This window comes from Eggerthella lenta DSM 2243, assembly GCF_000024265.1.
GTDB classification, from domain to species: Bacteria; Actinomycetota; Coriobacteriia; order Coriobacteriales; family Eggerthellaceae; genus Eggerthella; species Eggerthella lenta.
In genome coordinates this window covers 2,565,874-2,586,161 of the sequence record NC_013204.1, presented here as the reverse complement: position 1 = coordinate 2,586,161, position 20,288 = coordinate 2,565,874, and the positions used below count along the sequence as shown (strand labels likewise).

Here is a 20,288-nt window from a genome sequence, read left to right as displayed (position 1 = left end):
CGCGTTGAAACCTGCTTAACCTGCGAGTCCGCCGTCGGGTTCGGCAGTTCCCAGTCGCTCGGCAGTCCTGGCTCGCACGAAACGCCCACAGGGCGTTTCGGCTCGATGGGTGCGGCGCCGCGGAGCGAAGCGCAGCAAGTCCCCGAAGGGGAAACTCGCTTGGTGGGAACTGCCGAGCCCAACGGCTCCAAGGATGCCGCGCCGCCCCTTCTGCATGCTCCTCGCGCGGCTCGGGTGGGGAATAGGAGGTTGACGCTGGCGGCGTTTTTGGGTGCTTTGGCGGCGCTGGCGGCTGTGGTGGTCGCGGGGCTCGTCGTCGCGGATGCGGCTACGGCAACCGACTTCTCGATGAAGAACCTCGCTCCCAGCTTCGCCCATCCTTTCGGCACCGACTGGATGGGGCGCGACATGCTGCTGCGCACGCTGGCGGGGCTGTCCACCAGCGTGCTGGTGGGTCTTCTGGCCGCGGGCGTGTCGTCCATCATCGCGCTGGTCATGGGCGCGGTGGCGGCGCTGGGCGGGAAGAAGGCCGATGCCGCGGTCACCTGGCTCATCGACCTCATGCTGGGCATCCCCCATATCGTGCTGCTCATCCTCATCTCGTTCGCGTTGGGGAAGGGCTTCTGGGGCGTCACCATCGGCGTGGCCGTGACGCACTGGCCCAGCCTCGCGCGCGTCGTGCGCGCCGAGATCCTGCAGTGTAAGCAGTCGACGTTCGTGGCTGCGGCGCGGCGGCTGGGGCAGACTCCTCTGCGCATCGCGGCGAAGCACATGGTTCCTTACGTGCTGCCCCAGTTCATCGTGGGGTTGATTCTGCTGTTCCCGCACGCCATCCTGCACGAGGCCGCCGTGACGTTCCTCGGCTTCGGTCTGCCGCCCGAGCAACCCGCCATCGGCGTGATCCTCAGCGAGTCGATGGCGTACCTGTCGGCCGGCATGTGGTGGCTCGCCGTGTTCCCGGGTCTCGCGCTCATCGCGACCGTGCTGCTGTTCGACCTGGCGGGATCCAGCCTGCGCAAGCTCGTCGACCCGCACAGCGCGCAGGAATAGGAGGCCGTCATGGACGAAGCGAACCGCAAGAACCCGCTTGAAACGGACGGCAGGAACCCGCTGCCGGAGCATCTGGCCGCTCGCGAGCGGGCGCTGTACGAGGCCGCTGCCGAGCTGGAGCGCCTGACCGACCAGCTGTTCGGTGCGGAAGGCGCCGGCCGCGACTGCGCGATAGCGTCCGAGGATCCGATCGACGGCCTCGCGCCCGACGTCGTGCCGCACGAGGCTCTTTCGCACAAAGACGCGCAGGTGCACCACCATCATACGCACGCGCCCGTTTCCCGCCACGAGCACGGCCACCACCTGCTGCAGGTGGAGGACCTCAGCGTGGGGTTCCGCATGTACGACGAGGACGCCCCCTTCTTTCGCGCGAAGCAGCGCGAGGTCGAGGTCATCCATTCTTTAAGCATCTCCGTACATGCGGGCGAGATCGTGGCCGTGGTAGGCGCGTCGGGTTCCGGCAAGACGCTTTTGGCCGATGCCGTGTTGGGGCTGTTCGAGCCGAACGCCACGGTGCGCGGCCGCGTCTGGTTCGACGGCGCGCAGCAGGATGCGGCGTCGCTTTCCGCGCTGCGCGGCCACGGCATCTCGCTGGTGCCGCAGAGCGTGAACAACCTCGACCCGCTCATGAAGGTGGGCCGTCAGGTGGAGGGCTTCGCGCGCGCACACGAGTCGCGCGCCGAGCGTCGTCGTCGGCGCGCGCAACTGTTCGAGCGCTACGGACTGCCCGAGGACACGGCGGGGAAGTATCCGCACGAGCTGTCGGGCGGCATGGCGCGCCGCGTTCTTTTGTGCTGCGCGCTCATGGACGACCCGCGCGTCATCGTGGCCGACGAGCCCACGCCCGGCCTCGACCTGGATCTGGCCGTGCGCGCGCTCGACGACTTCCGCGCCTTCGCCGACGCGGGCGGCGGCGTGATGCTCATCACGCACGACATCGAGCTGGCCCTGCGCGTGGCCGACCGCGTGGCGGTGTTCCGCGACGGCACGGTGGTGGAGGAGACGGCAGTTGCGAACTTCGCGTCTCCCGACCTGCTGCAGCACCCGTTCAGCCGCGAGTTGTGGCATGCGCTTCCCGAGCACGGCTTCGAGGCGCCGGGCGGGTCGACGGAAGGGGGTTCCCATGCTTGAGGCGCGCGGCATAACCTATGCGTACCCCGGCGCGCGCACGCCGCTGTACCGCGACTTCGACTTGGCCGTCGGCCCTGACGAGCGCGTCGCCCTCAGCGCGCCGTCCGGCTTCGGCAAGACCACGCTGTGCCGTATGCTGGCCGGATACGATCGTCCGCAGAAAGGCGAGATCCTCGTGGACGGCGCCCCGCTGCCGAAGCGCGGCACGTGTCCCGTGCAGCTGATCCTGCAGCATCCCGAAACCGCCGTCGACCCGCGCATGCGCATGAGTCAAACGCTGGCCGAAGCAGGAGAGGTGCCTCAGCGCTTGCTGGACGACCTGGGCATCCAGAAACGGTGGCTCGCGCGTTTCCCGCACGAGCTGTCGGGCGGCGAGCTGCAGCGCTTCTGCATCGCCCGCGCGCTGGCGGCGAACCCGCGCTACCTTGTGGCTGACGAGGTGTCCACCATGCTGGACGCTGTCACTCAGGCGCAGATCTGGCGTTTTCTCGTGGAGGAAACGCAGGCTCGCGGCATCGGCCTCGTGTTCGTGTCCCATTCGCACGCGCTCACCGAGCGCATCGCCACCCGCGTGGTGGATTTGGCGATGAGGTAGGCCGCGAGCGCTCTCGGAAAAATACGCTTCCGGTATATATTCGTGTTTGACTATAATCTTTGATAGGAATAGTATGGACGAAGCCCGGGAGCGATGCGGCCCTCGCGGGGCCGGCCTTCGTCGCCGGTTCGGGCTCCATCGAAAAGAGAGCGAGGGAAGGTCATTATGAGGAAACGTATCCGCGTCGTGTTGGCGTCTGTGTGCGCGTTCGCCCTGGTGGGCGCATTCGCGCTGGCAGGCTGCTCGTCGAATACCGAGCAACAAGCCGGCGAGACGCAGAAGCCCGCCGAAGAGCAGGCCAAGTCGGAGAGCCATGAGGCCGTGGAGCTGCAGCTGTTCGCCGCGAACTCGCTGTCGAAGGCCATGGACGCTGTACAGGAGCTGTACACGCAGGATCATACCTGGGTGACGTTCAAGGACACGCAGTATCTGTCTTCGGGCGAGCTGAACGAGCAGCTTGCCGGCGGCGCGTACGCCGACGTGCTGATCTCCGCCTCCAAGGGCAAGATGGACGATGCCGTGGAGAAGGGCTATGTCGACGAGGCGACTCGCTTCGACATGTTCAAGAACGACCTCGTGATGGTTGCCGGTGAGGATTCCGAGCTTGCCGCCAAGTACGCTGATCAGAGCTTCACGCTGGACGACCTTGCCACCGGCGATTACACAGTGGCTGTGGGCGATGCCTCTGTGCCGGCCGGCAACTACACCAATCAGGCGCTTTCCACCGTCGGTTGCTTCATCGACGCCGACGGCAAGACCGGCAAGGACAGCGCCGGCACCGACGGCTCCTACGATGGAACGCCGCTCGAGGGCAAGGTGAACTTGCAGAGTTCCGTGGGCAACGTGTGCAAGCAGGCGCAGTCCGGAGCCGTGGACGTGGCGTTCGTGTACAGCTCCGACGTGTACCGCTTCGGCGGCGTGAAGGTTATCGGCGTCGTCCCGGACGACACGCACAAGAACATCATCTACCCGGCTGCCATCTGCAAGGACTCCACGCAGGCCGAGGCTGCAAACGAGTTCATCGAGTGGGCTACCACCAACGCCGATGCCAAGAAGCTTTGGCAGGAGTGGGGCTTCGAGCTGGTTTCCTAGACTAGGCGCACATACGGTATAGTGACAAGGAAAGGATGGGATCGTACACGCCCATCCTTTCCGTGCGACAAGGACGATCTTATGGACAACACTCTAATCGACCGCATCGTTGGCGTCTTCTCTCGCGCTGCGATGCCGATCGTCTCATGCGCTTTGGCAATGGCGATCGCTTTCATCCCCGGCACCGCCCTTGCTGGCGCCGATGACGAAGGCGATCTCGACGCGCCGAATGCGGCAGCGGGTGGCACATCGGCGCAATCGGCGCAGGAGGACACGGCGATCGACGATGCCGTGAACATCGCCGCCGACGGGAAATCGGCTTCGGTCGAAGGCAGCCCCTTCGCGCTCGAGGATTTCTCGCGTTCCCAGGTGGGCAGCAACAGCGACGTGAACGGCGTCTATGCAGGTTACCGCTATTTCGTCTCGGACGAGTCGGGTAGTCTCGCGGTTGTCGCCGCCGACGAGCTCACCGTGGTCCACGTGCCGCCCGAGACTGCGCAGGCTGTGGGATTCGACGCCGAATCGTCCGAGAGCCGAGGTTTCCTCAAGCAGTTGCTCGTGGCTCTCGACGCGCAGAATTCGAAGGGCGGCGCGACGTTGTCCGCCGAGGGAGAGTGGGCGTTCACCGGAGAGCCTGAGTTCGAGCGGGACGGCGTGGTCTACAAGTTCGACCAGGAGCTCAAGCCCGGCGAGTTCTACGTCTGCGTCGTCGGTGCAGACGGCTCCGACGTGACGCAAGCGTCGAATCCGTCCTATGTGCGGCTCACTCATGCCGACTTCGCCACGCTCGCGTCTGCCGACCAGGTGAGCGTGATCGGGGCCCCCGAGGGCTTCGAGGCGTTGGCGTCGTTCTTGAAGGGCATCGACTACAGTCCGTTGTGGGTGACGCTGAAGACGACGCTCACGGCTATCGTGTTCATCTTCGTCCTGGGGCTTTTGGCCGCGTACTTCAGCCTGCGCATCCCCGCGCGGGCGCAGGATATCGCCGATTCCATCTTCACCATCCCCATGGTGCTGCCGCCCACGGTGTGCGGCTTTCTGCTGCTGCTGGCGTTCGGCAAGAACACCGCGGTGGGGCAGTGGTTCATCGACATCGGCTTCCCGCTGATATTCAGCTGGCAGGCCACCGTGCTGGCGGCCGTGGTGGTGGCGTTCCCGCTGATGTACCGCAGCGCGCGCGGCGCGTTCGAGAACCTCGATCCGAACATGCTGGACGCGGCCCGCACGTTGGGCTGGAGCAACGCGAAGATATTCTTCAAGCTGATGCTGCCGCTGTCGTGGTCGTCCATCGCGGCGGGCACCGTGCTGTCGTTCGCGCGCGCCCTCGGCGAGTTCGGTGCGACGCTGTTTCTGGCCGGCAACTACCTGGGAATCACGCGTACCATCCCCATCGCCATCTACTTCGAGTGGATGAACGGCAACACCGACGTGGCCATTTTCTGGACGGTTGTCATCATGGCGTTCAGCTTCGTGGTCATCCTGTTCATCAACCTGTGGAGCAGGCGCACCACGAGCTATCGCAGGGGGATGGAAGCGTAATGGGCCCTGTCATCCTGAGCGCAGCGCGCAGCGCGGAGTCGAGGGATCCCGCGCGGCGCAAGCCGAGTGTCTTTGGGAAGGAATTGCCGAAATGAGTCTCGAAGTCAACATACGCAAGTCGTTCTCGTCGTTCACGTTGGACGTGGCGTTCGAGGCAGGGGACGAGACGCTGGGGTTTTTGGGCGCATCGGGATGCGGGAAGAGCCTTACCATGCGATGCATCGCCGGCATCGAGACGCCTGACGAGGGACGCATCGTGGTGAACGATCGGGTGTTCTTCGATTCCGAGCGGAAGATCAACCTCACGCCGCAGCAGCGCAAGACGGCGCTGCTGTTCCAGAGCTACATGCTGTTCCCGAATCTGACGGTGGCCGAGAACGTGGCCGCGGGCATCGGGCGCGAGGCGTCGAAGGCCGACCGCGACGCGCTGGTGGCCGCAGAGCTCAAGCGTTTCGGGCTGGAAGGGTTCGACCGGCGCTATCCGGCTCAGCTGTCGGGCGGCCAGCAGCAGCGCGTGGCGCTGGCCCGCATGCTGGCGGCGCGTCCGGGCATCCTCATGCTGGACGAGCCGTTCTCGGCTCTCGACGCGCACTTGAAGAGCGTGCTGGAGCAGAACCTCGTCAGCCTGTTCGACGCGTTCCACGGCACGGTGCTGTATGTCAGCCACGACATCGACGAGGCGCTGCGATTCTGCGATCGTATCGCCGTGGTGGAGGCGGGGCGTATCACCGAGACGGGCACGGGCGACGACCTGGTGAACCGTCCGCAGTCGCTGGCGGGCGTGAAGCTGTCGGGCTGCAAGAATGCCACGGCTGCCGTGCGGACGGGCGAGCATCGCGTGCGCCTGCCGAAGTGGGGCATCGAGGCCGCGACGAGCGCGGCGGTGCCCGAGGACGTGAAGGCGCTCGGCGTGCGCGCGTTCTTCCTGCAACGCGTCGACGGCCCTGGCGAGAACTGCTACCGCGTGCGCGTGGACCGCGTCAGCGACTCGCGCTTCGAGCGCACGGTGCTGCTGGGCTTTCTCGACCGCGACGAGAGCGAGGCTCCCACGGTGTCGCGCACGGACGACGAGATGAAGTATCTGCACCAGCACCTGTTCTGGCGCGTCGACAAGCTGGCCGTGCCCGTCGACGAGCTGCCGCACGAGGGCGAGGAGCTGTGGATCCGCATTCCTCCCGACAAGGTGTACCTGGTATCGCGCTAAAGACGGTCCCGGGCGCAGTGCGCCCTCGCGTGCAGGTGCGTCCGACTCGCTTGCCCGCCTCCTGCATGATGGGGCGGGGCGTCATCCTCGCGCGAGAGCCTCGCCTACGAGCGAGCGCAAGAACTGCGAGCGCGTCTCGTCTGCGCGTTTTGCGGTTTCGTCGAGGGCGGCGACCTGGGAATTCAGCAGCTTGAACGTGACGGTTGCAAGATCCTCGGCCGAGACGCGCGGCCGCCCGACCACGATTTCGCCGGCAGTGCCGGGGTATTCGCCGCGCTCGCATGCTTCGGCTCATTCGTCAAGCAGCTCGTCGGTGAGCAACGTGCCTTTCGCTGTGCGGTATGCGAATCCAGCACGCCGCATCCGTGTATTCAGCGCGCGCCGATCCTTTCGCGATATTGCGCCATGCGGTGATCCGAGGATGCCCTATACTGTATCCTCAGACGAGAAGGGAGTGCGTCCTGTGAAAGACAGCCATGGTCGTACCATCGACTATTTACGCATATCGCTCACCGACCGCTGCAATTTCCGCTGCATCTACTGCATGCCCGAGGAAGGCGTGCAATCGCTCGCGCACGAGGATATCCTGCGCATCGAGGAGATCGAGGAGGCGGTGCGCGTGGCGGCGGGCATGGGCATCCGCAGCATCCGCCTGACGGGCGGCGAGCCTCTCGTGCGCCTCGGCGTGGTGGATCTCGTGCGCGCTATCGCGCATACGCCCGGCATCGAGAACGTGTCGATGACCACGAACGGCGTGCTGTTGCCGAAGATGGCGGTCGACCTCAAGGAAGCGGGCTTGTCGCGCGTGAACATCTCGCTCGACACGCTCGATCCCGCGCAGTTCAGGCAGATCACGCGCCGCGGCGAGCTGCAGCAGACGCTCGACGGCATCGATGCGGCGCTTGCGGCCGGGTTCAACCCCGTGAAGATCAACGCGGTGGCCGTGCGCAGCCTCGACCAGGACTACCTCGCGTTCGCGAAGCTGTCCATCGATCGCCCGCTGCACGTGCGGTTCATCGAGTACATGCCCGTGGGCGAGAGCTCCGGCAGCCATGGCTGCGGCTGGGGCAAGGACGACGTCGTGCCCAGCGAGGAGCTGTTCGAGATCATCAACGAGCGCGCCCGCGCCGCAGGGATGGACGAGCTGGTGCCGGCCGGCAACGACCGCCCGCTCGGGTGGGGGCCCGCGCGCTACTTCGAGTTCCCGAACGCGCAGGGCACGGTGGGCTTCATCAGCCCGCTGTCGCGTCACTTCTGCAGCGAATGCAACCGCCTGCGGCTGACGGCCGACGGCAAGCTGCGCCCGTGCCTGTTCTCGGACGACGAGTACGACGTGCGCACCGCGTTGCGCGCCGGAGACGACCAGGCGGTGCGCGCCGTGTTCGCCGAGGCCCTGGGCGCGAAGCCCGACGAGCATCACGACAAAGTAGGCACCGAGCGCGGCATGTCGCAAATCGGCGGCTAAGAGGTTCCGCTTGCCTACGGCAAGCGGAACCTGCCGACGCTGCGAAGGGTCGAGGCACGCCGCCTTCGCGCGATTCCGAGGAATCGCGTACCGAAGTACGCTTCATCCTCGGAATCCCCCGAATTCGACGCACCTCGGCCCTTCTCGCTGACTCGCTGCGCCAACCTGCGATCTTTCAACCTGCGAGATACCGAACCAAGGAGATACCCATGACCGATCAGCAGCTTACCCATATCGACGAGCAGGGCGCCGTGCGCATGGTGGACGTGTCGCAGAAAGCCGACACGGAGCGAGTCGCCGTGGCCGAGGGCTTCATCGCCATGCATCCCGAGACGCTCGCGCTTATCGTGGAGGGCAAGGCGGCGAAAGGCGACGTGCTGGCGTGCGCGCGCGTGGCCGGCGTGATGGCTGCCAAGCAGACGAGCTCCCTCATCCCCATGTGCCATCCGCTCAACATCACGAAGGCGAAGGTGGAGTGCGCGCCCGTGGCCGAAGGCGAGCGCCCCGACGGCCTCGTGGGCATCCATGTGACCACCACCTGCGGCGTCACGGGCAAAACCGGTATCGAGATGGAAGCGCTCACCGCCGCGAGCGTGGCGTGCCTCACCGTGTACGACATGTGCAAAGCCGTCGACCGCGGCATGGAGATCATGGACGTGCGCCTGCTCAAGAAAGAAGGCGGCAAGTCCGGTCTCTGGGAACACGCTTTCTGATTCTCTCTGGCGCTGCGTGCCCAGCATCGGCTGGGACGGTGCGGCTCCCCTCTCGTCCGTGAAGCTGAAAACCGCCCCGCATGGCAGAAAAAAGCCGGTTTGGTAAACATGAACAAACAGATCAAGTTTATAGGTTTTCGCCGACCAGGCGTTTTCGGGTCGTTTTTACCTGAGAAGGGCGAACCATGGCTCCGACCGGGCGGGATCGGAGCCTATGGGATTACCAAACCGCTTCATTTCTGCCATGCGGGGCGGTTTTCTGCGTCACGGGCCGATCGGCTTTCGTCGATGCGCGTTCGGGGGGGCGAGACGAGCACAGGCGAAGGCCGCGCTTTCAAAGTCGGCCGCGCCGCTCCGCACGATCCCGTTCGAGATCCAAGGAACCGCGAACCTCGCTCGCTAGCTGCTCCGTAAAAGCGAGCTGGTCCGGCGTGCTCTACGCGTCCACCACGATGGCGGCGGTTCGGTAGAGTTCGGCCATCAGCTGATGGCGGTTCGATACGCCCATCTTTTGGAAGATGCCCTTCACGTGCTTCTTCACGGTGTTCTCCGAGATGAACAAGCGCAGGCCGATCTGCTGGTTGCTCAATCCCTCGGCGATGAGCGCGGCGATCTCCTGCTCGCGCGCGGTCAGGCTCGTGCGCCCCACCACGGGCTTGCCTTCGTCGCGCCGCAGGCCCCGGGGGTGGGCGACGGCCAGGCAGGTCGAGAGGTGCCGGTTCAACACGGCGAGGCACTCTTCCTCCTCCTCGGTGAAGTCGCCCGACGCGCGGTTGCGGAACAGGGTGATGGAGCCGTAGATCATCCCGTTTCCCACCTGCGTGCTGCCCATGCTGAAATGGGTGTCCATGGGGATCATCCATTCGCGGTACAGCTCCGAGCGCTTGCGCATCTCGTCGGTGACGAAGGTGGAATCGCGGTACACCACGGGGTCGTTGACCGAGAACAGCCAGGTGGTGTAGTCGCTCGGCTCGTACTTCTGGTAGTACGACAGCAGCTCCTCGTCGGTCATGTCCACCGACACGGGGTCGAAGAACACGAAGCGCCCGCTCTCGCTGCAATCGCACAGATCGAAGAACCCCTTGTCGTAGGGCACCAGATCTTTGAAGCCGCGCATGACGCGTCGCCGCAGGTCGGCGAGGTCGGACGCGCCGTAGAGCGCGAGCAGCAAGTCGTCGATCGCCCGCCATCGCGTGTCGCTCAGCTCCACCATGCGCTCACCCGTCTTCTCTGTCGCACCGCTCTTTCGCATTGAAGGTAATCGTACCATATCCGCGCCCGCTCGCGTCAGGGTACCCGTCCGGGTACCCTCGCGGGGAGGGGTACTGTTGAAACGCCCTCCTCGCAGGTACTGACGGCGCGCGCGGCGCGTCGGTAGGATGGGGTCATCAGGCGGGAACGCCACGACGATCAGCGAAGGAGCGCATCATGAAGATCATCACCGACAGCACGCCGAAGCAAGACGGATACCGCATGCCCGGAGAGTTCGAGCCGCGCAAGCAGGACTTCCTCATCTGGCCCGAGCGTCAGGACACGTGGCGCAACGGCGGCAAGCCCGCCCAGGCCGTCCTCGTGGAGGTGGCGAAGGAGATCATCAAGCACGAGCCGCTGACGGTGTTCTGCTCGGCCGACCAGTACGAGAACGCCCGCACCCGCCTGCCCGAGGGCGTGCGCGTGGTTGAGATGACCATCGACGACGCGTGGGCGCAGGACAAAGGCCCGTTCTACGTGGTGAACGACAAGGGCGACATGCGCGGCGTGACCTGGGGATGGAACGCGTACGGCGGGCTCGAGGGCGGCCTGTACTTCCCGTGGAAGCGCGACCAGGAATTCGCCACGAAGCTCTTGGACCTCGAGAACTACGACGCGTACGACGCCACGAAGATGGTGTTCGAGGGCGGCGCCATGCAGATCGACGGCGAGGGGACGCTTATCGTGACGGAGAACAGCGTGCTGAACCACAACCGCAACCCGCACCTCACCAAGGAAGAGGCGGAGTGGTACTTCAAGGAGTACATGGGCTTGGAGAAGGTCATCTGGCTGAAGGACGGCATGGCCTTCGACGAGACTGACGGCCACATCGACGACGTGTGCTTCTTCGTCCGTCCCGGCGTGCTGGCGCTTTCGTGGACCGACGACGAGGACAACCCGCAGTACCCGAACCTCAAGGCCGCCTACGACGTGCTGTCCGAGGCGACCGACGCGAAGGGCCGCACGTTCGAGATCCACAAGATCCCGATCCCCGGCATCATCCGTATCTCCGAGGAGGAGAGCGCCGGCGTGGATCTCTGCAAGGACGCCGCGTCCCGCGAGGCCGACCTGCCGTTGGCCATCACGTACATCAACAGCTACTTCGTGAACGGCGGCCTGCTGGTTCCCCAGTACGGCGATCCGATGGACCAGGTGGCGTGCGATATGTTCGCCGAGCTCATGCCCGACCGCGAGATCATCAAGATCTACACCCGCGAGTGGTCGCTGTGCGGCGGCAACATCCACTGCATGGCCCTGCAGCAGCCCGACCCGGCCGCCATCGCCGCGAAGCTGGGCTAGGCAGATCCGCGAACCGTTTGCATCCATGTGCGGGCCGCCCCGAGCGACCCGCACGCTCTCATGAAGGAGGAACCATGGCAGTGAAGGACTACATCGACACCAACGACTTCACCAAGGAAGAGCTGCTCGACATGATCGAGCTGGCGCAGTCCATGAAGGCTATGATCAAGGAGGGCGGCCGCTACCCGCTGATCCTCAAGAACCAGACGCTCGGCACGATCTTCCAGCAGGTGTCCACCCGCACCCGCATCTCCTTCGAGACGGCCATGACCGACCTGGGCGGCCATGCGCAGTTCTTCGGCCCGGGCACCATCCAGCTGGGCGGCCACGAGTCCCTCGAGGACACCGCCCGCGTCATGGGCTCGCTCGTCGACATCCTCATGGCCCGCGTGAACCGCCACCCCGACGTGGTGAACCTGGCGAAGCACTCCGCCGCGCCGGTCATCAACGGCATGTCCGACTTCAACCACCCCACGCAGGAGCTGGGCGACCTCTTGACCATGATCGAGAACCTGCCCGAGGGCAAGAAGATCGAGGACTGCAAGCTCGCCTTCATCGGCGACGCCACGCAGGTGTGCGTCTCCCTCATGTTCATCGCCTCGAAGATGGGCATGGACTTCGTGCACTTCGGCCCCAAGGGCAAGCAGGTGACCGACGGCGGCCTCGTGGTCGACTCCGACGTGGACATCATGGCCATCGCCGAGGAGAACTGCAAGGTGTCCGGCGGCACCGTCACCGTGTCCGACGACATCGAGTGCATCAAGGGCGCCGACTTCGTCTACACCGACGTGTGGTACGGCCTGTACGACGAGGAAGAGGGCGGCGAGAGCTACATGGACGTCTTCTATCCCAAGTACCAGGTGACCATGGAGATGATGGACTTCGCCGGCCCGAACTCCAAGTTCATGCACTGCCTGCCGGCCACCCGCGGCGAGGAAGTGACCGACGAGGTCATGGACCATCCCGAGCGGAGCCTCTGCTGGGTCGAGGCCGAGAACCGCAAGCACTCCATCCGCGCCATCCTGGCCTACCTCTGCCCGAAGACGAAGGAGGACGCCGCCGTCGCCGACGCCGCCGAGGCCCGCATGAACGCGGTGCTGGGGAAGATCGGGAAGTAGGTTCCGGATGCCCCCCAGGGTGCGGCTCCCCTGGGGGGGCATCTGCAACGCCAATATGGAACCCACTCTGAAAAGGGGATAATCTGATGGCCAAGAAAAAGAAATTCCGCATGATCGACGCGATCCTCACGGTGATCTGCGTCGTGTTCGTCGCCGAAGCGGCCGCGCCTGCCGCCGCCATCGGCAACTCCCAGTTCTCCTGGTGGATCTTCCTCATCATCGCGTTCCTCATGCCGTACGGCCTCATCGTGTGCGAGCTGGGAACCACGTACGCCGACGACGAAGGCGGCATCGCCGACTGGGTACGCCGCGCGTTCGGCGACAAGTGGGGCAGCCGCGTGAGCTGGTACTACTGGATCAACTTCCCGCTGTGGATGGCGTCGCTGGCCTTCCTGTTCCCCGAGACCATCGCGCTGATGACCGGTTTCGAGCTCGATCTAATCCCGACGCTCGCCATCGAGCTGGCCTTCGTGTGGATCGTCGTGTTCATGAGCTTCTCGAAGGTGTCCGATTCCGGCTGGATCCTCAACCTGTCCGCCGTGCTGAAGGTTCTCATCGCGGTGTCGGTGGGCGGCCTCGGCATCTACTACGCCGTGACGAACGGCTTCGCCAGCGACATGTCGCCGGCCACGTTCCTGCCGTCGATGGACGCGAGCAGCCTGACGTATTTGTCCATCATTCTGTTCAACTTCATGGGCTTCGAGGCCATCGCCGTGTTCGCCAACGACATGGAGAACCCGAAGAAGCAGATTCCCACGGCCATCATCGCCGGCGGCATCGCCATCGCGGCCATCTACCTGTTCAGCTCGTTCGGTATCGGCGCGGCCATCCCGTCCAACGAGGTGTCGCTCGACTCGGGCATCATGGACGCCGTGGCCATCATGGCCGGCAACGGCAGCCTGCTGTTCATCGCCATCGGCGTCGTCTTCCTGATCACGCTGTTCGGCAATATGATCAGTTGGTCGTTCGGCGTGAACTACGTGGCGGCCCACGCGGCCGACAAGAAGAACATGCCCGGCGTGTTCGCGCGGCTCAACAAGAAGGGCGTGCCCACCGGTGCGGCGCTCGTAAACGGCGTCATCGCAAGCGCGCTCGTGCTCGTGTCGCCCATTATGTCGGCCGTCGGGCTGGACGGGTTCTTCTGGATATTCTTCTCGATGAACATCGTGTTCCTGCTGATCTGCTACATGCCGATGTTCCCGGCGTTCCTCAAGCTGCGCTCGGTGGATCCCGATCGCATGCGCATCTTCCGCATGCCCGGCGGCAAGGCCGCCGCGACGGTGGCGTGCTGGGTGCCCGTCGTGCTGCTCATCCTGTCGATGATCGCCACCATCGTGTCTCTTAACGGCTCGGAGGAGGAGCTGTCGAAGATTCCCATGCTGGTCGGCGTGCTGGCGTTCGCGGTGATCGGCGAGATCGTGCGCGTGGTGTCGGCGTGCAAGCGCACGGAGGAGTACCGCGGCATGGCCCTCGACGGCGACCCCGAGGAGTGGGACGCGGCGCACGGCTCCCTCGGCCCGGCAGTGGAAGCGAGGCTGGAGGAAGTGGCCGAGCATGACTTGGAATTCGAGCGCGGGTAGCAACCCTCCCATGACGTGGGGCCCGGCGTGCAGTTCGCGAGAGGCTTCCTCGCCGATGCGCGAAGCGACCGGCGCGCGATCCACGCACGACTGGCGCGGCGAGAGACGCACGAGCCCGTGCGCTCTCGCCGCGCCATGGCGGGCGGCGGCGGTGCCGCCTACTCCTCCTCGCTCAACTCTCCTTTCATGAGGCTGCGGGCCACGCAGATGGCGGCTCCGGCGGTGGCGGCGACGCCGACGACGATGCCACCGATGGCGACGGGGTCGCCCGTCCGGGCCAGCTTCTTCGCTTGCGGCGTTGGCGTAGACGTGACGACTTCGGGCGCGAAGGCGTCGGGAGCGGGGGAGGGCTCCGGCGCAGGATCGGGCGTCGGCTCGGGTTCGGGATCGGGTTCCGGCTCCGGGTCGGGCGTCGGCTCCGGGTCGGGCGAGGGATCGGGTTCCGGGTCGGGATCGGGCTTCGCGACGGCGGCGGCCACGGCCAGCTCGAACGTGGGCCGCTGCGCGTAGCCGGCGGCGTACGTCACCGTGTGCGCGCCTTCGACGGCGGGCGTGAAGCGGTAGGCGGCGACCCCCTCGGCCTCCGTCCTGACGACGTCCACCGCCGCCCCGTTGGGACCGACGACCGACGGGATGCCCTGCAGCTCCCGTCCGTTCGCGTCGGCGAACGGCAGCGGGGGGATGGCGTAGACCTCGCCTGCGGTCGCCGTCCCGATGGCGTCGGCGCTCGGGGGTGCGACCGCCGCCGCAACGGGCGCAGCCGCCACGTAGAGTTCGGCTGCCTGCGCTGCCGTCGCCACGCCGGGCGTCAGCTTCGCGAACGCTACCTTGCCCGTCATGGGCTTCTCCATCTCGCCGTTCGAATTGACGTCGGCTCCTACGAACCAACGGGTCGCCGAAGCGGTGGGCGCAGGGATCGATCCCGGATTGTCCAGCGTCGATACGAGCTCCCCGTTCAGGTAGTAGCTCATGATGACGCCATCGTAGGTGGCTAGCACGTGCGTCCAGGCGTTCAGCGGCACAGTGGCTTCGGTGCAGCGGTAGCCCGATCCCGTGTTGACGTAGTGCTGCAGCTGGGGCGCATAGTAGCTGAGGTCCTGGCCGGCGCCTTGCGCGCTGGAGAACAAGTCGAAGTAGCCGCTCGTCGGGTTCGCCGTGAATTGGAACAGCACTTCGATCGTTTCGGCTTGCGCGATGGCCGCGTAATCGTCGGCGGTGAAATCGTATCCTACGGCAGATGAGCCGTCGAACACGGCTACGGGCACGCCGAACGAATCGCTCTCGTAGGTCAGCGTGCCGGTGGGCACGGCGTTGTGCGGCGCCAACGCGGCATCTGCGTGGCTTCCTGTGGAGAAGTCCACGGACAGCAGCGGGTTGCCCAGAGCCGGCGTGACCCGGGCCGCCGTGCGGAACGCCGCCTCCCCGACGAGCGTCTCCTTCCCGAACGGGTTCGCGGCGAACACGCGCAGCACGTACGACGTGTCCTCGGCAAGCCCCGCGCCGAACAGCGGACGCTCGAACACCTCGGCGCGGTTCGCCTCGGCCTTGTAGTAGTCGGACATGAAGCGCGCATCGTACACCGCCGCGTCAGGCGCTTCGGCCAAGGCGACTACCGCGCGATACGAAATGACGATGTCGTCTTCGAGCCCGCTTGCGTCGGGCGCCACCCGGGCGGCCTTTACGCTGAACGAGGCACCGTTCGCCGTGACGGACTCCTCGATCACCGCTACTTCGGCGCCGTCCAGCACGAGGGGCGGCTTGCTGCGCGCGGCCATGCCTGCGTGCGTGTAGCGAAAGGCGGTCGTTCCCTTCGACGGCTCGATGACCCACGGTGCGCCGAGGGCGCATCCGCTGCGGAAGTCGAGTCGGTATACGGACACGGAGTTGGTCGCCGGGTCGATTTCCACGAGTTCGCATTGATTCGCGTCCCAGCCGGCGTTCGGGTGGCCGCCTGCGCTGCCGGTTTCGTCGTGCCCGTCGTTTTCCATCCAGAAGTTATTGGCGAACGTGGCGGTTTGGATGAGCGTGAACCCGTCGTCCTGATAAATGGAGCGCGGGTCCGCCATAGGGATGTGGGTGTGGCCGGAGAAGTGGATGATCTGCGGATACTTCTCGCACAGCTCCTGGTAGAACGCGCCGGACTGCGCCGTGTTGGCATTCTCGTCGAACTGGCCGTTCCAGCTGTTCGAACCCGAGTACCATACGGTGTTCGGGAAAGGGTGATGCGTGAGCAGGAATATGGGCTTGGCCGGATCCTCCGCCGCCGCGGCCGCGCAGCGTTCGAGGATCCAATCGCGCTTCGCTCCGTACCAGCTGTTGTCGTAGCCGCCCGGTTCGGGCGCGACCGCCAGCACGTGGTAGCCTCCTACGGCGAAGTCGGCATCCACCTGGCCTTCGTTCGCACCGCCTGGCATTTGGAACGAACCGGGCACGTTCAGCTCCGAGGCGAGGAACGTCTTGAACGCGTCCTGGGCGTTCTGCTTGCTGCCGCTCCAGTTGTAGTACTCGTGGTTGCCCATGACGATGCCGACCGGCTTGCGCGCGTTAGCGTTCAGCAGTTGCGCGAGCTCGACGTACTGGTCCGGGTGGCCAGTGTCGGCCGAGTCGCCCACGAAGAAATGCGCGTCCACGTCGGGTGCCATGGCGTAGATGGCCGAGAACGCTTCAGGGATCTTGTCGCGGTAGTTGTTGTTCGGGCTTGCGCCGACATGGGTGTCGCTGTGCACGGTGAAGCGGATCTTGTCGCCGGACAAAGGCGGCCAGTTCGGGGCTGCGGGCTGCGTGAACGCGGCTGCGGCCTGCTGCTCCGGAAAGACGAGCATCCCTGCGGCGGCTGACACGCCGGCGACGGCGGCCAACTTGAGGAACGCGCGTCGCGACACGCCGAATGTGCCGCGGTCGTAGGCTGACGCGAGCTGTTGGGGATCCATGGTTTCCTTTCGATCGACGGTATGACGCGCTCAATCGTAGGCGAGCCACGTAAGACCCGCGCAAGAAGCACGTCGTGCGAGGGAAAGGATCTGGTAAGAATTTCGCGAAGCCTTCGAGGCGCGGCGAACCGCGCGAACCACGCGCCCCGCCGCGCTGAAAAAGGTCTACCCGTTCACCACGGTGCCGCCGTTCACGTGGATCACCTGGCCGGAGACGTAGCTGGAATCGTCGCTGGCCAGAAAGACGTAGGCGGGCGCCAGCTCGTAGGGCTGGCCGGGGCGCCCCATGGGCGTCGACTCGCCGAAGTGCTTCACCTTGTCGCTGTCGAGCCCGTACGAGGCGGGGTTCAGCGGCGTCCAGATAGGCCCGGGCGCCACGCCGTTCACGCGGATGCGGCGGCTCACGAGGTCTTCGTTCTCGGAGAGCGAGCGGGTGAACGCGGTGATGGCCCCCTTCGTGGCCGAGTAGTCCAGCAGGTTCGGCGAGCCCTGATAGGCGGTCACCGACGTGGTGTTCACGATGGCGCCTCCCTCGGGCAGGTGGGGGAGTGCGGCTTTCACCAGGTAGAACATGCTGAAGATGTTGGTCTGGAACGTGCGGACCAGCTGCTCTTGGGTCAAGTCGAGGATGCTCTCGGCCGGTGTCTGCTCTCCGGCGTTGTTCACGAGCACGTCGAGGCGACCCCATTCGGCCGCGATCCCCTCGACCATATCGCGGCAGAACGCCTCGTCGCCTACGTCGCCCTTGAACACGAGCGCGCGCCGTCCCAGTTCGCGGATGCGCTCGGCCACCGCCTGCGCGTCGTCGTCGGACGAGTAGTAGGCGATCGCCACGTCGGCGCCCTCTTTGGCGAACGCGATGGCCACGGCCGCGCCGATGCCGCTGTCGCCGCCGGTGACGAGGGCCGCCTTGCCGTCCAGCTTGCCTGCTGCCCGGTAGAGGTCGCTTTCCAACTGCGGCTTGGGATCGACGTTCGCGCGCGTGTCATCCATGGCATAGCCCGCTTTCGGGGCTTGGGTTTCCAATGCTACGAGTTCCGACATCGAAGTGCTCCTTTCGGATCGGTTGCTTCGACCGCATCGTAGCCGCAGCGGCCTCGTTCGCCTCCGGGCGGTCGTCAGGCGTTGCCGGAGGTTTTTCAGCCGGTTTCCTTCGCCTATAATAGACGCGTCGCGAAGCGCCCGGCGCGCTTCGTCGCTTCAACGACGAAAGGGCGCCCATGCTGTCATCCGAGGGATCCATCCTGCTCATCGCGAACCCTGCCGCTCAGAACGGCAACGGGGCGGCTGCGGCGCAGCGCGCCGTCGGGTTGCTGCGTGCCCAGCTGGGGGAGGACGCGGTCGTGCTCGCTCGCACGGCGGGGCCGCGGCACGCCTCCGAGATCGCCGAGCGCGCCGAAGGCTGCTCGACGGTGATCGCGCTGGGCGGCGACGGCGTCATCCACGAGGTGGCGGGCGGGCTCATGAGGCGCCCGGCTGCGCGGCGGCCGGCGCTCGGCGTGATACCCGTAGGATCGGGCAACGACTACGCGCGCACGCTCGGCGTTTCGACCAAAGTGGACGAAGCGTGCGCCCAGCTGTTGGGGGCCGAGGCGCGTCTTGCGGACGTAGGGCGCGTGAACGGCCATTGGTTCGTGGAGACGCTCTCGTTCGGTCTGGACGCCGCCATCGCGCTCGACACGATGGAGCGGCGCGTGCGCACGGGCCGCACGGGAACCGTGCTGTACATGGAGAGCGGCATCGATCAGCTGCTGCATCATCTCGACTTGCGGCGCTACCGTGTGTCGTTCGACGGGGGCGAGACGGTGGAGGCGGAATCCGTCACGTTCGCCGTGCAGATCGGGCCCTATTACGGCGGTGGGTTCAAGATCTGCCCCGACGCGCGCATCGACGACGGCCTCTTGGACGTGTGCGTCGCCCATCCGCCCGTCGGCGCAGCGCGCGCCCTCTACATCTTCCTGCGTGCCAAAGGCGGCAAGCACGTTCGTTTCAAGCAGATCGAGCTGCGCCGATGCCGTACGCTGCACCTCGAGTTCGACGAGGCCCCTCCCGCCCAGATGGACGGCGAGCTCATCGAGGGCACCTCGTTCGACATCGCCGTGGAGCCCGCCGCGCTGAACGTGCTCGTGCCCTTCTGAGAAAACGTGCGCTCCACGATAGGGCTTCGCGCAATATGATACGAGGGCATCGCTATGAACCGCCTCCCGTTTCTTGGACAAGGAAGCAAAGTTCGAGAGGCGGGAGGCTCCTTTACGTCGCCGGAGCATGACGGGAAGATGCGCGGATCCGCGGTCGAGCTGTTCGCGAGGGGCGCAAAGGGGGCTGGCCTCCTTGAAGATGGTTTGCCTAGGAGGCAATCTGCTGCTTGTATCTTTCAAGCGATGCGTTCCATCGGTCAAAGGCGCTGTCCGAACGATGGTCGGGAAGTCCGTACTTTTCCGATAAGAGCTTTCCCATATAAGCCGAAACTTTGGTTGCTCCGTCGAAGTTCAGATGGTCTCCTTTGTCGTGCGTATCGGTGCTCCAGTCGATCGGAACCTTGTCGGGCCCCTCGTTCAGGTCGTAATAGTCGACGCCGAGTTCCCGGGCCAGCTCGCTCATGCCGTTGTGTTTGGCCGTGTTCCAATTGACCGTGCTCGGCGTGCTGACGAACACGGGAGTAGCGCCGTTCGCTCTGCAAGCTTCGACCATGGCGGTTATGTACTGGCGGTTCGCAACGTCTACCGGCAGCGCCTCGCTGCTCGGCGTCATGTGATTGACGGCGTCGGCCGGATTCACCCCGCGGTTGACGACGAACCCCTTCAGCGGGTCGCTCCATGTGGCCGAAGGCTTCCCTAAGAAGTCTTGCGCATCCAGGCTCTTCCATCGATCGTGGTATTCGAAGACGGGCAGCTTGTTCTGGAAAAGGCTCAGAACTGCGTCATCCGGCTTGATCGGCGAGTAGATGGAGTTCGTTTCGAATACGACGACCTTGGGCTTTTGGGAACGAAGCGCTTTTTCCAGCAATCGGTACCCGTACGTCAATCGCTGACCCGACGTAGCGCTCACGTACGAGGTGAAGCCATGCTCTTCCCACATCTGCAACGGGGAGAACGAGCTGTACGCCTCGCTGTCGCCGATGAATATCGCATCGAGGGAGCGGCCCGGCTCGCCGAAGATCCCGTTGGCGGCTTCTGAAACCTGGCCGAATTCCTTCTGGTTGTTTTTCGGCTGGACGACGCTCGATACCGCCCAAAGAAGGCCGAGCGTTGCAGCCGCCACGAAAACCGCGGTCGCAAGCACCTTGAAGGCGCTGCGTAGTTTCACTGCTCTCATGCATGC

16 protein-coding genes are annotated in these 20,288 nt (G+C 65.3%); 12 read left to right on the top strand and 4 right to left on the bottom strand.

The window, feature by feature from the left end; genetic code table 11:
- Window positions 1–162: 162 nt before the first annotated feature.
- From ELEN_RS11065 to moaC, 8 genes are all read left to right on the top strand, one after another.
- Window positions 163–1,050 carry an ABC transporter permease gene (locus ELEN_RS11065; protein WP_226844453.1) on the top strand — a complete coding sequence of 296 codons (888 nt, stop codon included), beginning with the start codon at window positions 163–165 and terminating at the stop codon, window positions 1,048–1,050.
- Window positions 1,051–1,059: 9 nt separating this feature from the next.
- Complete coding sequence (locus ELEN_RS11060) at window positions 1,060–2,181, top strand: ATP-binding cassette domain-containing protein (protein WP_009607912.1); 1,122 nt, start codon at window positions 1,060–1,062, stop codon at window positions 2,179–2,181.
- Window positions 2,174–2,776 (top strand): ABC transporter ATP-binding protein, encoded by a 603-nt coding sequence (locus ELEN_RS11055; protein ID WP_015761005.1) that lies wholly within the window; start codon window positions 2,174–2,176, stop codon window positions 2,774–2,776. Before ELEN_RS11060 ends, ELEN_RS11055 begins: the two co-directional genes overlap by 8 nt.
- 165 nt (window positions 2,777–2,941) lie before the next feature.
- Window positions 2,942–3,868, top strand: a complete 927-nt coding sequence (locus ELEN_RS11050; protein ID WP_015761004.1) for a molybdate ABC transporter substrate-binding protein — start codon at window positions 2,942–2,944, stop codon at window positions 3,866–3,868.
- Between the two features lie 81 nt (window positions 3,869–3,949).
- Complete coding sequence (modB, locus tag ELEN_RS11045; protein ID WP_015761003.1) at window positions 3,950–5,407, top strand: molybdate ABC transporter permease subunit; 1,458 nt, start codon at window positions 3,950–3,952, stop codon at window positions 5,405–5,407.
- Window positions 5,408–5,498: 91 nt separating this feature from the next.
- The gene (locus ELEN_RS11040; RefSeq protein ID WP_015761002.1) at window positions 5,499–6,611 is read left to right on the top strand and encodes a sulfate/molybdate ABC transporter ATP-binding protein; all 1,113 of its coding nucleotides are present in this window, start codon (window positions 5,499–5,501) and stop codon (window positions 6,609–6,611) included.
- Window positions 6,612–7,074: 463 nt separating this feature from the next.
- A complete protein-coding gene (moaA, locus tag ELEN_RS11030; protein ID WP_015761001.1) occupies window positions 7,075–8,076 on the top strand; it encodes a GTP 3',8-cyclase MoaA in 1,002 nt (333 codons plus the stop codon).
- Window positions 8,077–8,285: 209 nt separating this feature from the next.
- Complete coding sequence (moaC, locus tag ELEN_RS11025) at window positions 8,286–8,789, top strand: cyclic pyranopterin monophosphate synthase MoaC (RefSeq protein ID WP_015761000.1); 504 nt, start codon at window positions 8,286–8,288, stop codon at window positions 8,787–8,789.
- Between the two features lie 436 nt (window positions 8,790–9,225).
- Here moaC and ELEN_RS11020 read toward each other — a convergent pair whose 3' ends face one another.
- Entirely contained in the window at window positions 9,226–10,002 is a 777-nt protein-coding gene (locus tag ELEN_RS11020; RefSeq protein ID WP_015760999.1) for a helix-turn-helix domain-containing protein, read from the bottom strand.
- Between the two features lie 215 nt (window positions 10,003–10,217).
- Here ELEN_RS11020 and aguA point away from each other — a divergent pair, with 215 nt between their 5' ends.
- The 3 genes from aguA to ELEN_RS11005 all read left to right on the top strand — a co-directional run bounded on the left by aguA (window position 10,218) and on the right by ELEN_RS11005 (window position 14,037).
- Window positions 10,218–11,339, top strand: a complete 1,122-nt coding sequence (aguA, locus tag ELEN_RS11015) for an agmatine deiminase (RefSeq protein ID WP_015760998.1) — start codon at window positions 10,218–10,220, stop codon at window positions 11,337–11,339.
- A 74-nt stretch (window positions 11,340–11,413) separates the two neighbouring features.
- Window positions 11,414–12,457, top strand: a complete 1,044-nt coding sequence (gene ptcA, locus ELEN_RS11010; RefSeq protein WP_015760997.1) for a putrescine carbamoyltransferase — start codon at window positions 11,414–11,416, stop codon at window positions 12,455–12,457.
- 86 nt (window positions 12,458–12,543) lie between these two features.
- Window positions 12,544–14,037, top strand: coding sequence for an APC family permease (locus ELEN_RS11005; protein ID WP_015760996.1), 1,494 nt, complete (start codon window positions 12,544–12,546; stop codon window positions 14,035–14,037).
- 158 nt (window positions 14,038–14,195) lie between these two features.
- On the opposite strand, the gene ELEN_RS11000 is transcribed toward ELEN_RS11005, so the two are convergent.
- Window positions 14,196–16,967, bottom strand: a complete 2,772-nt coding sequence (locus tag ELEN_RS11000) for a metallophosphoesterase (RefSeq protein WP_015760995.1) — start codon at window positions 16,965–16,967, stop codon at window positions 14,196–14,198.
- Window positions 16,968–17,132: 165 nt separating this feature from the next.
- On the bottom strand, window positions 17,133–18,011 hold the full coding sequence (locus ELEN_RS10995) for a glucose 1-dehydrogenase (RefSeq protein ID WP_009306373.1): 879 nt from the start codon (window positions 18,009–18,011) through the stop codon (window positions 17,133–17,135).
- Window positions 18,012–18,187: 176 nt separating this feature from the next.
- On the opposite strand from ELEN_RS10995, the gene ELEN_RS10990 reads away from it, so the two are divergent.
- Window positions 18,188–19,105: a diacylglycerol/lipid kinase family protein gene (locus tag ELEN_RS10990; RefSeq protein ID WP_009306372.1), complete on the top strand. Its 918-nt coding sequence runs from the start codon at window positions 18,188–18,190 to the stop codon at window positions 19,103–19,105.
- A gap of 208 nt (window positions 19,106–19,313) precedes the next feature.
- Here ELEN_RS10990 and ELEN_RS10985 read toward each other — a convergent pair whose 3' ends face one another.
- Complete coding sequence (locus ELEN_RS10985; RefSeq protein WP_009306371.1) at window positions 19,314–20,282, bottom strand: DUF362 domain-containing protein; 969 nt, start codon at window positions 20,280–20,282, stop codon at window positions 19,314–19,316.
- Window positions 20,283–20,288: the final 6 nt, after the last annotated feature.

Excerpts from the sequence above, each read along its gene's own strand:
- ELEN_RS11060 (WP_009607912.1), top strand. The coding sequence starts at position 1,060 with ATGGACGAAGCGAACCGCAAGAACCCGCTTGAAACGGACGGCAGGAAC.
- ELEN_RS11055 (WP_015761005.1), top strand. The coding sequence starts at position 2,174 with ATGCTTGAGGCGCGCGGCATAACCTATGCGTACCCCGGCGCGCGCACG.
- ELEN_RS11050 (WP_015761004.1), top strand. The coding sequence starts at position 2,942 with ATGAGGAAACGTATCCGCGTCGTGTTGGCGTCTGTGTGCGCGTTCGCC.
- modB (WP_015761003.1), top strand. The coding sequence starts at position 3,950 with ATGGACAACACTCTAATCGACCGCATCGTTGGCGTCTTCTCTCGCGCT.
- ELEN_RS11040 (WP_015761002.1), top strand. The coding sequence starts at position 5,499 with ATGAGTCTCGAAGTCAACATACGCAAGTCGTTCTCGTCGTTCACGTTG.
- moaC (WP_015761000.1), top strand. The coding sequence starts at position 8,286 with ATGACCGATCAGCAGCTTACCCATATCGACGAGCAGGGCGCCGTGCGC.
- ELEN_RS11020 (WP_015760999.1), bottom strand. The coding sequence starts at position 10,002 with ATGGTGGAGCTGAGCGACACGCGATGGCGGGCGATCGACGACTTGCTG.
- aguA (WP_015760998.1), top strand. The coding sequence starts at position 10,218 with ATGAAGATCATCACCGACAGCACGCCGAAGCAAGACGGATACCGCATG.
- ptcA (WP_015760997.1), top strand. The coding sequence starts at position 11,414 with ATGGCAGTGAAGGACTACATCGACACCAACGACTTCACCAAGGAAGAG.
- ELEN_RS11005 (WP_015760996.1), top strand. The coding sequence starts at position 12,544 with ATGGCCAAGAAAAAGAAATTCCGCATGATCGACGCGATCCTCACGGTG.
- ELEN_RS11000 (WP_015760995.1), bottom strand. The coding sequence starts at position 16,967 with ATGGATCCCCAACAGCTCGCGTCAGCCTACGACCGCGGCACATTCGGC.
- ELEN_RS10995 (WP_009306373.1), bottom strand. The coding sequence starts at position 18,011 with ATGTCGGAACTCGTAGCATTGGAAACCCAAGCCCCGAAAGCGGGCTAT.
- ELEN_RS10990 (WP_009306372.1), top strand. The coding sequence starts at position 18,188 with ATGCTGTCATCCGAGGGATCCATCCTGCTCATCGCGAACCCTGCCGCT.
- ELEN_RS10985 (WP_009306371.1), bottom strand. The coding sequence starts at position 20,282 with ATGAGAGCAGTGAAACTACGCAGCGCCTTCAAGGTGCTTGCGACCGCG.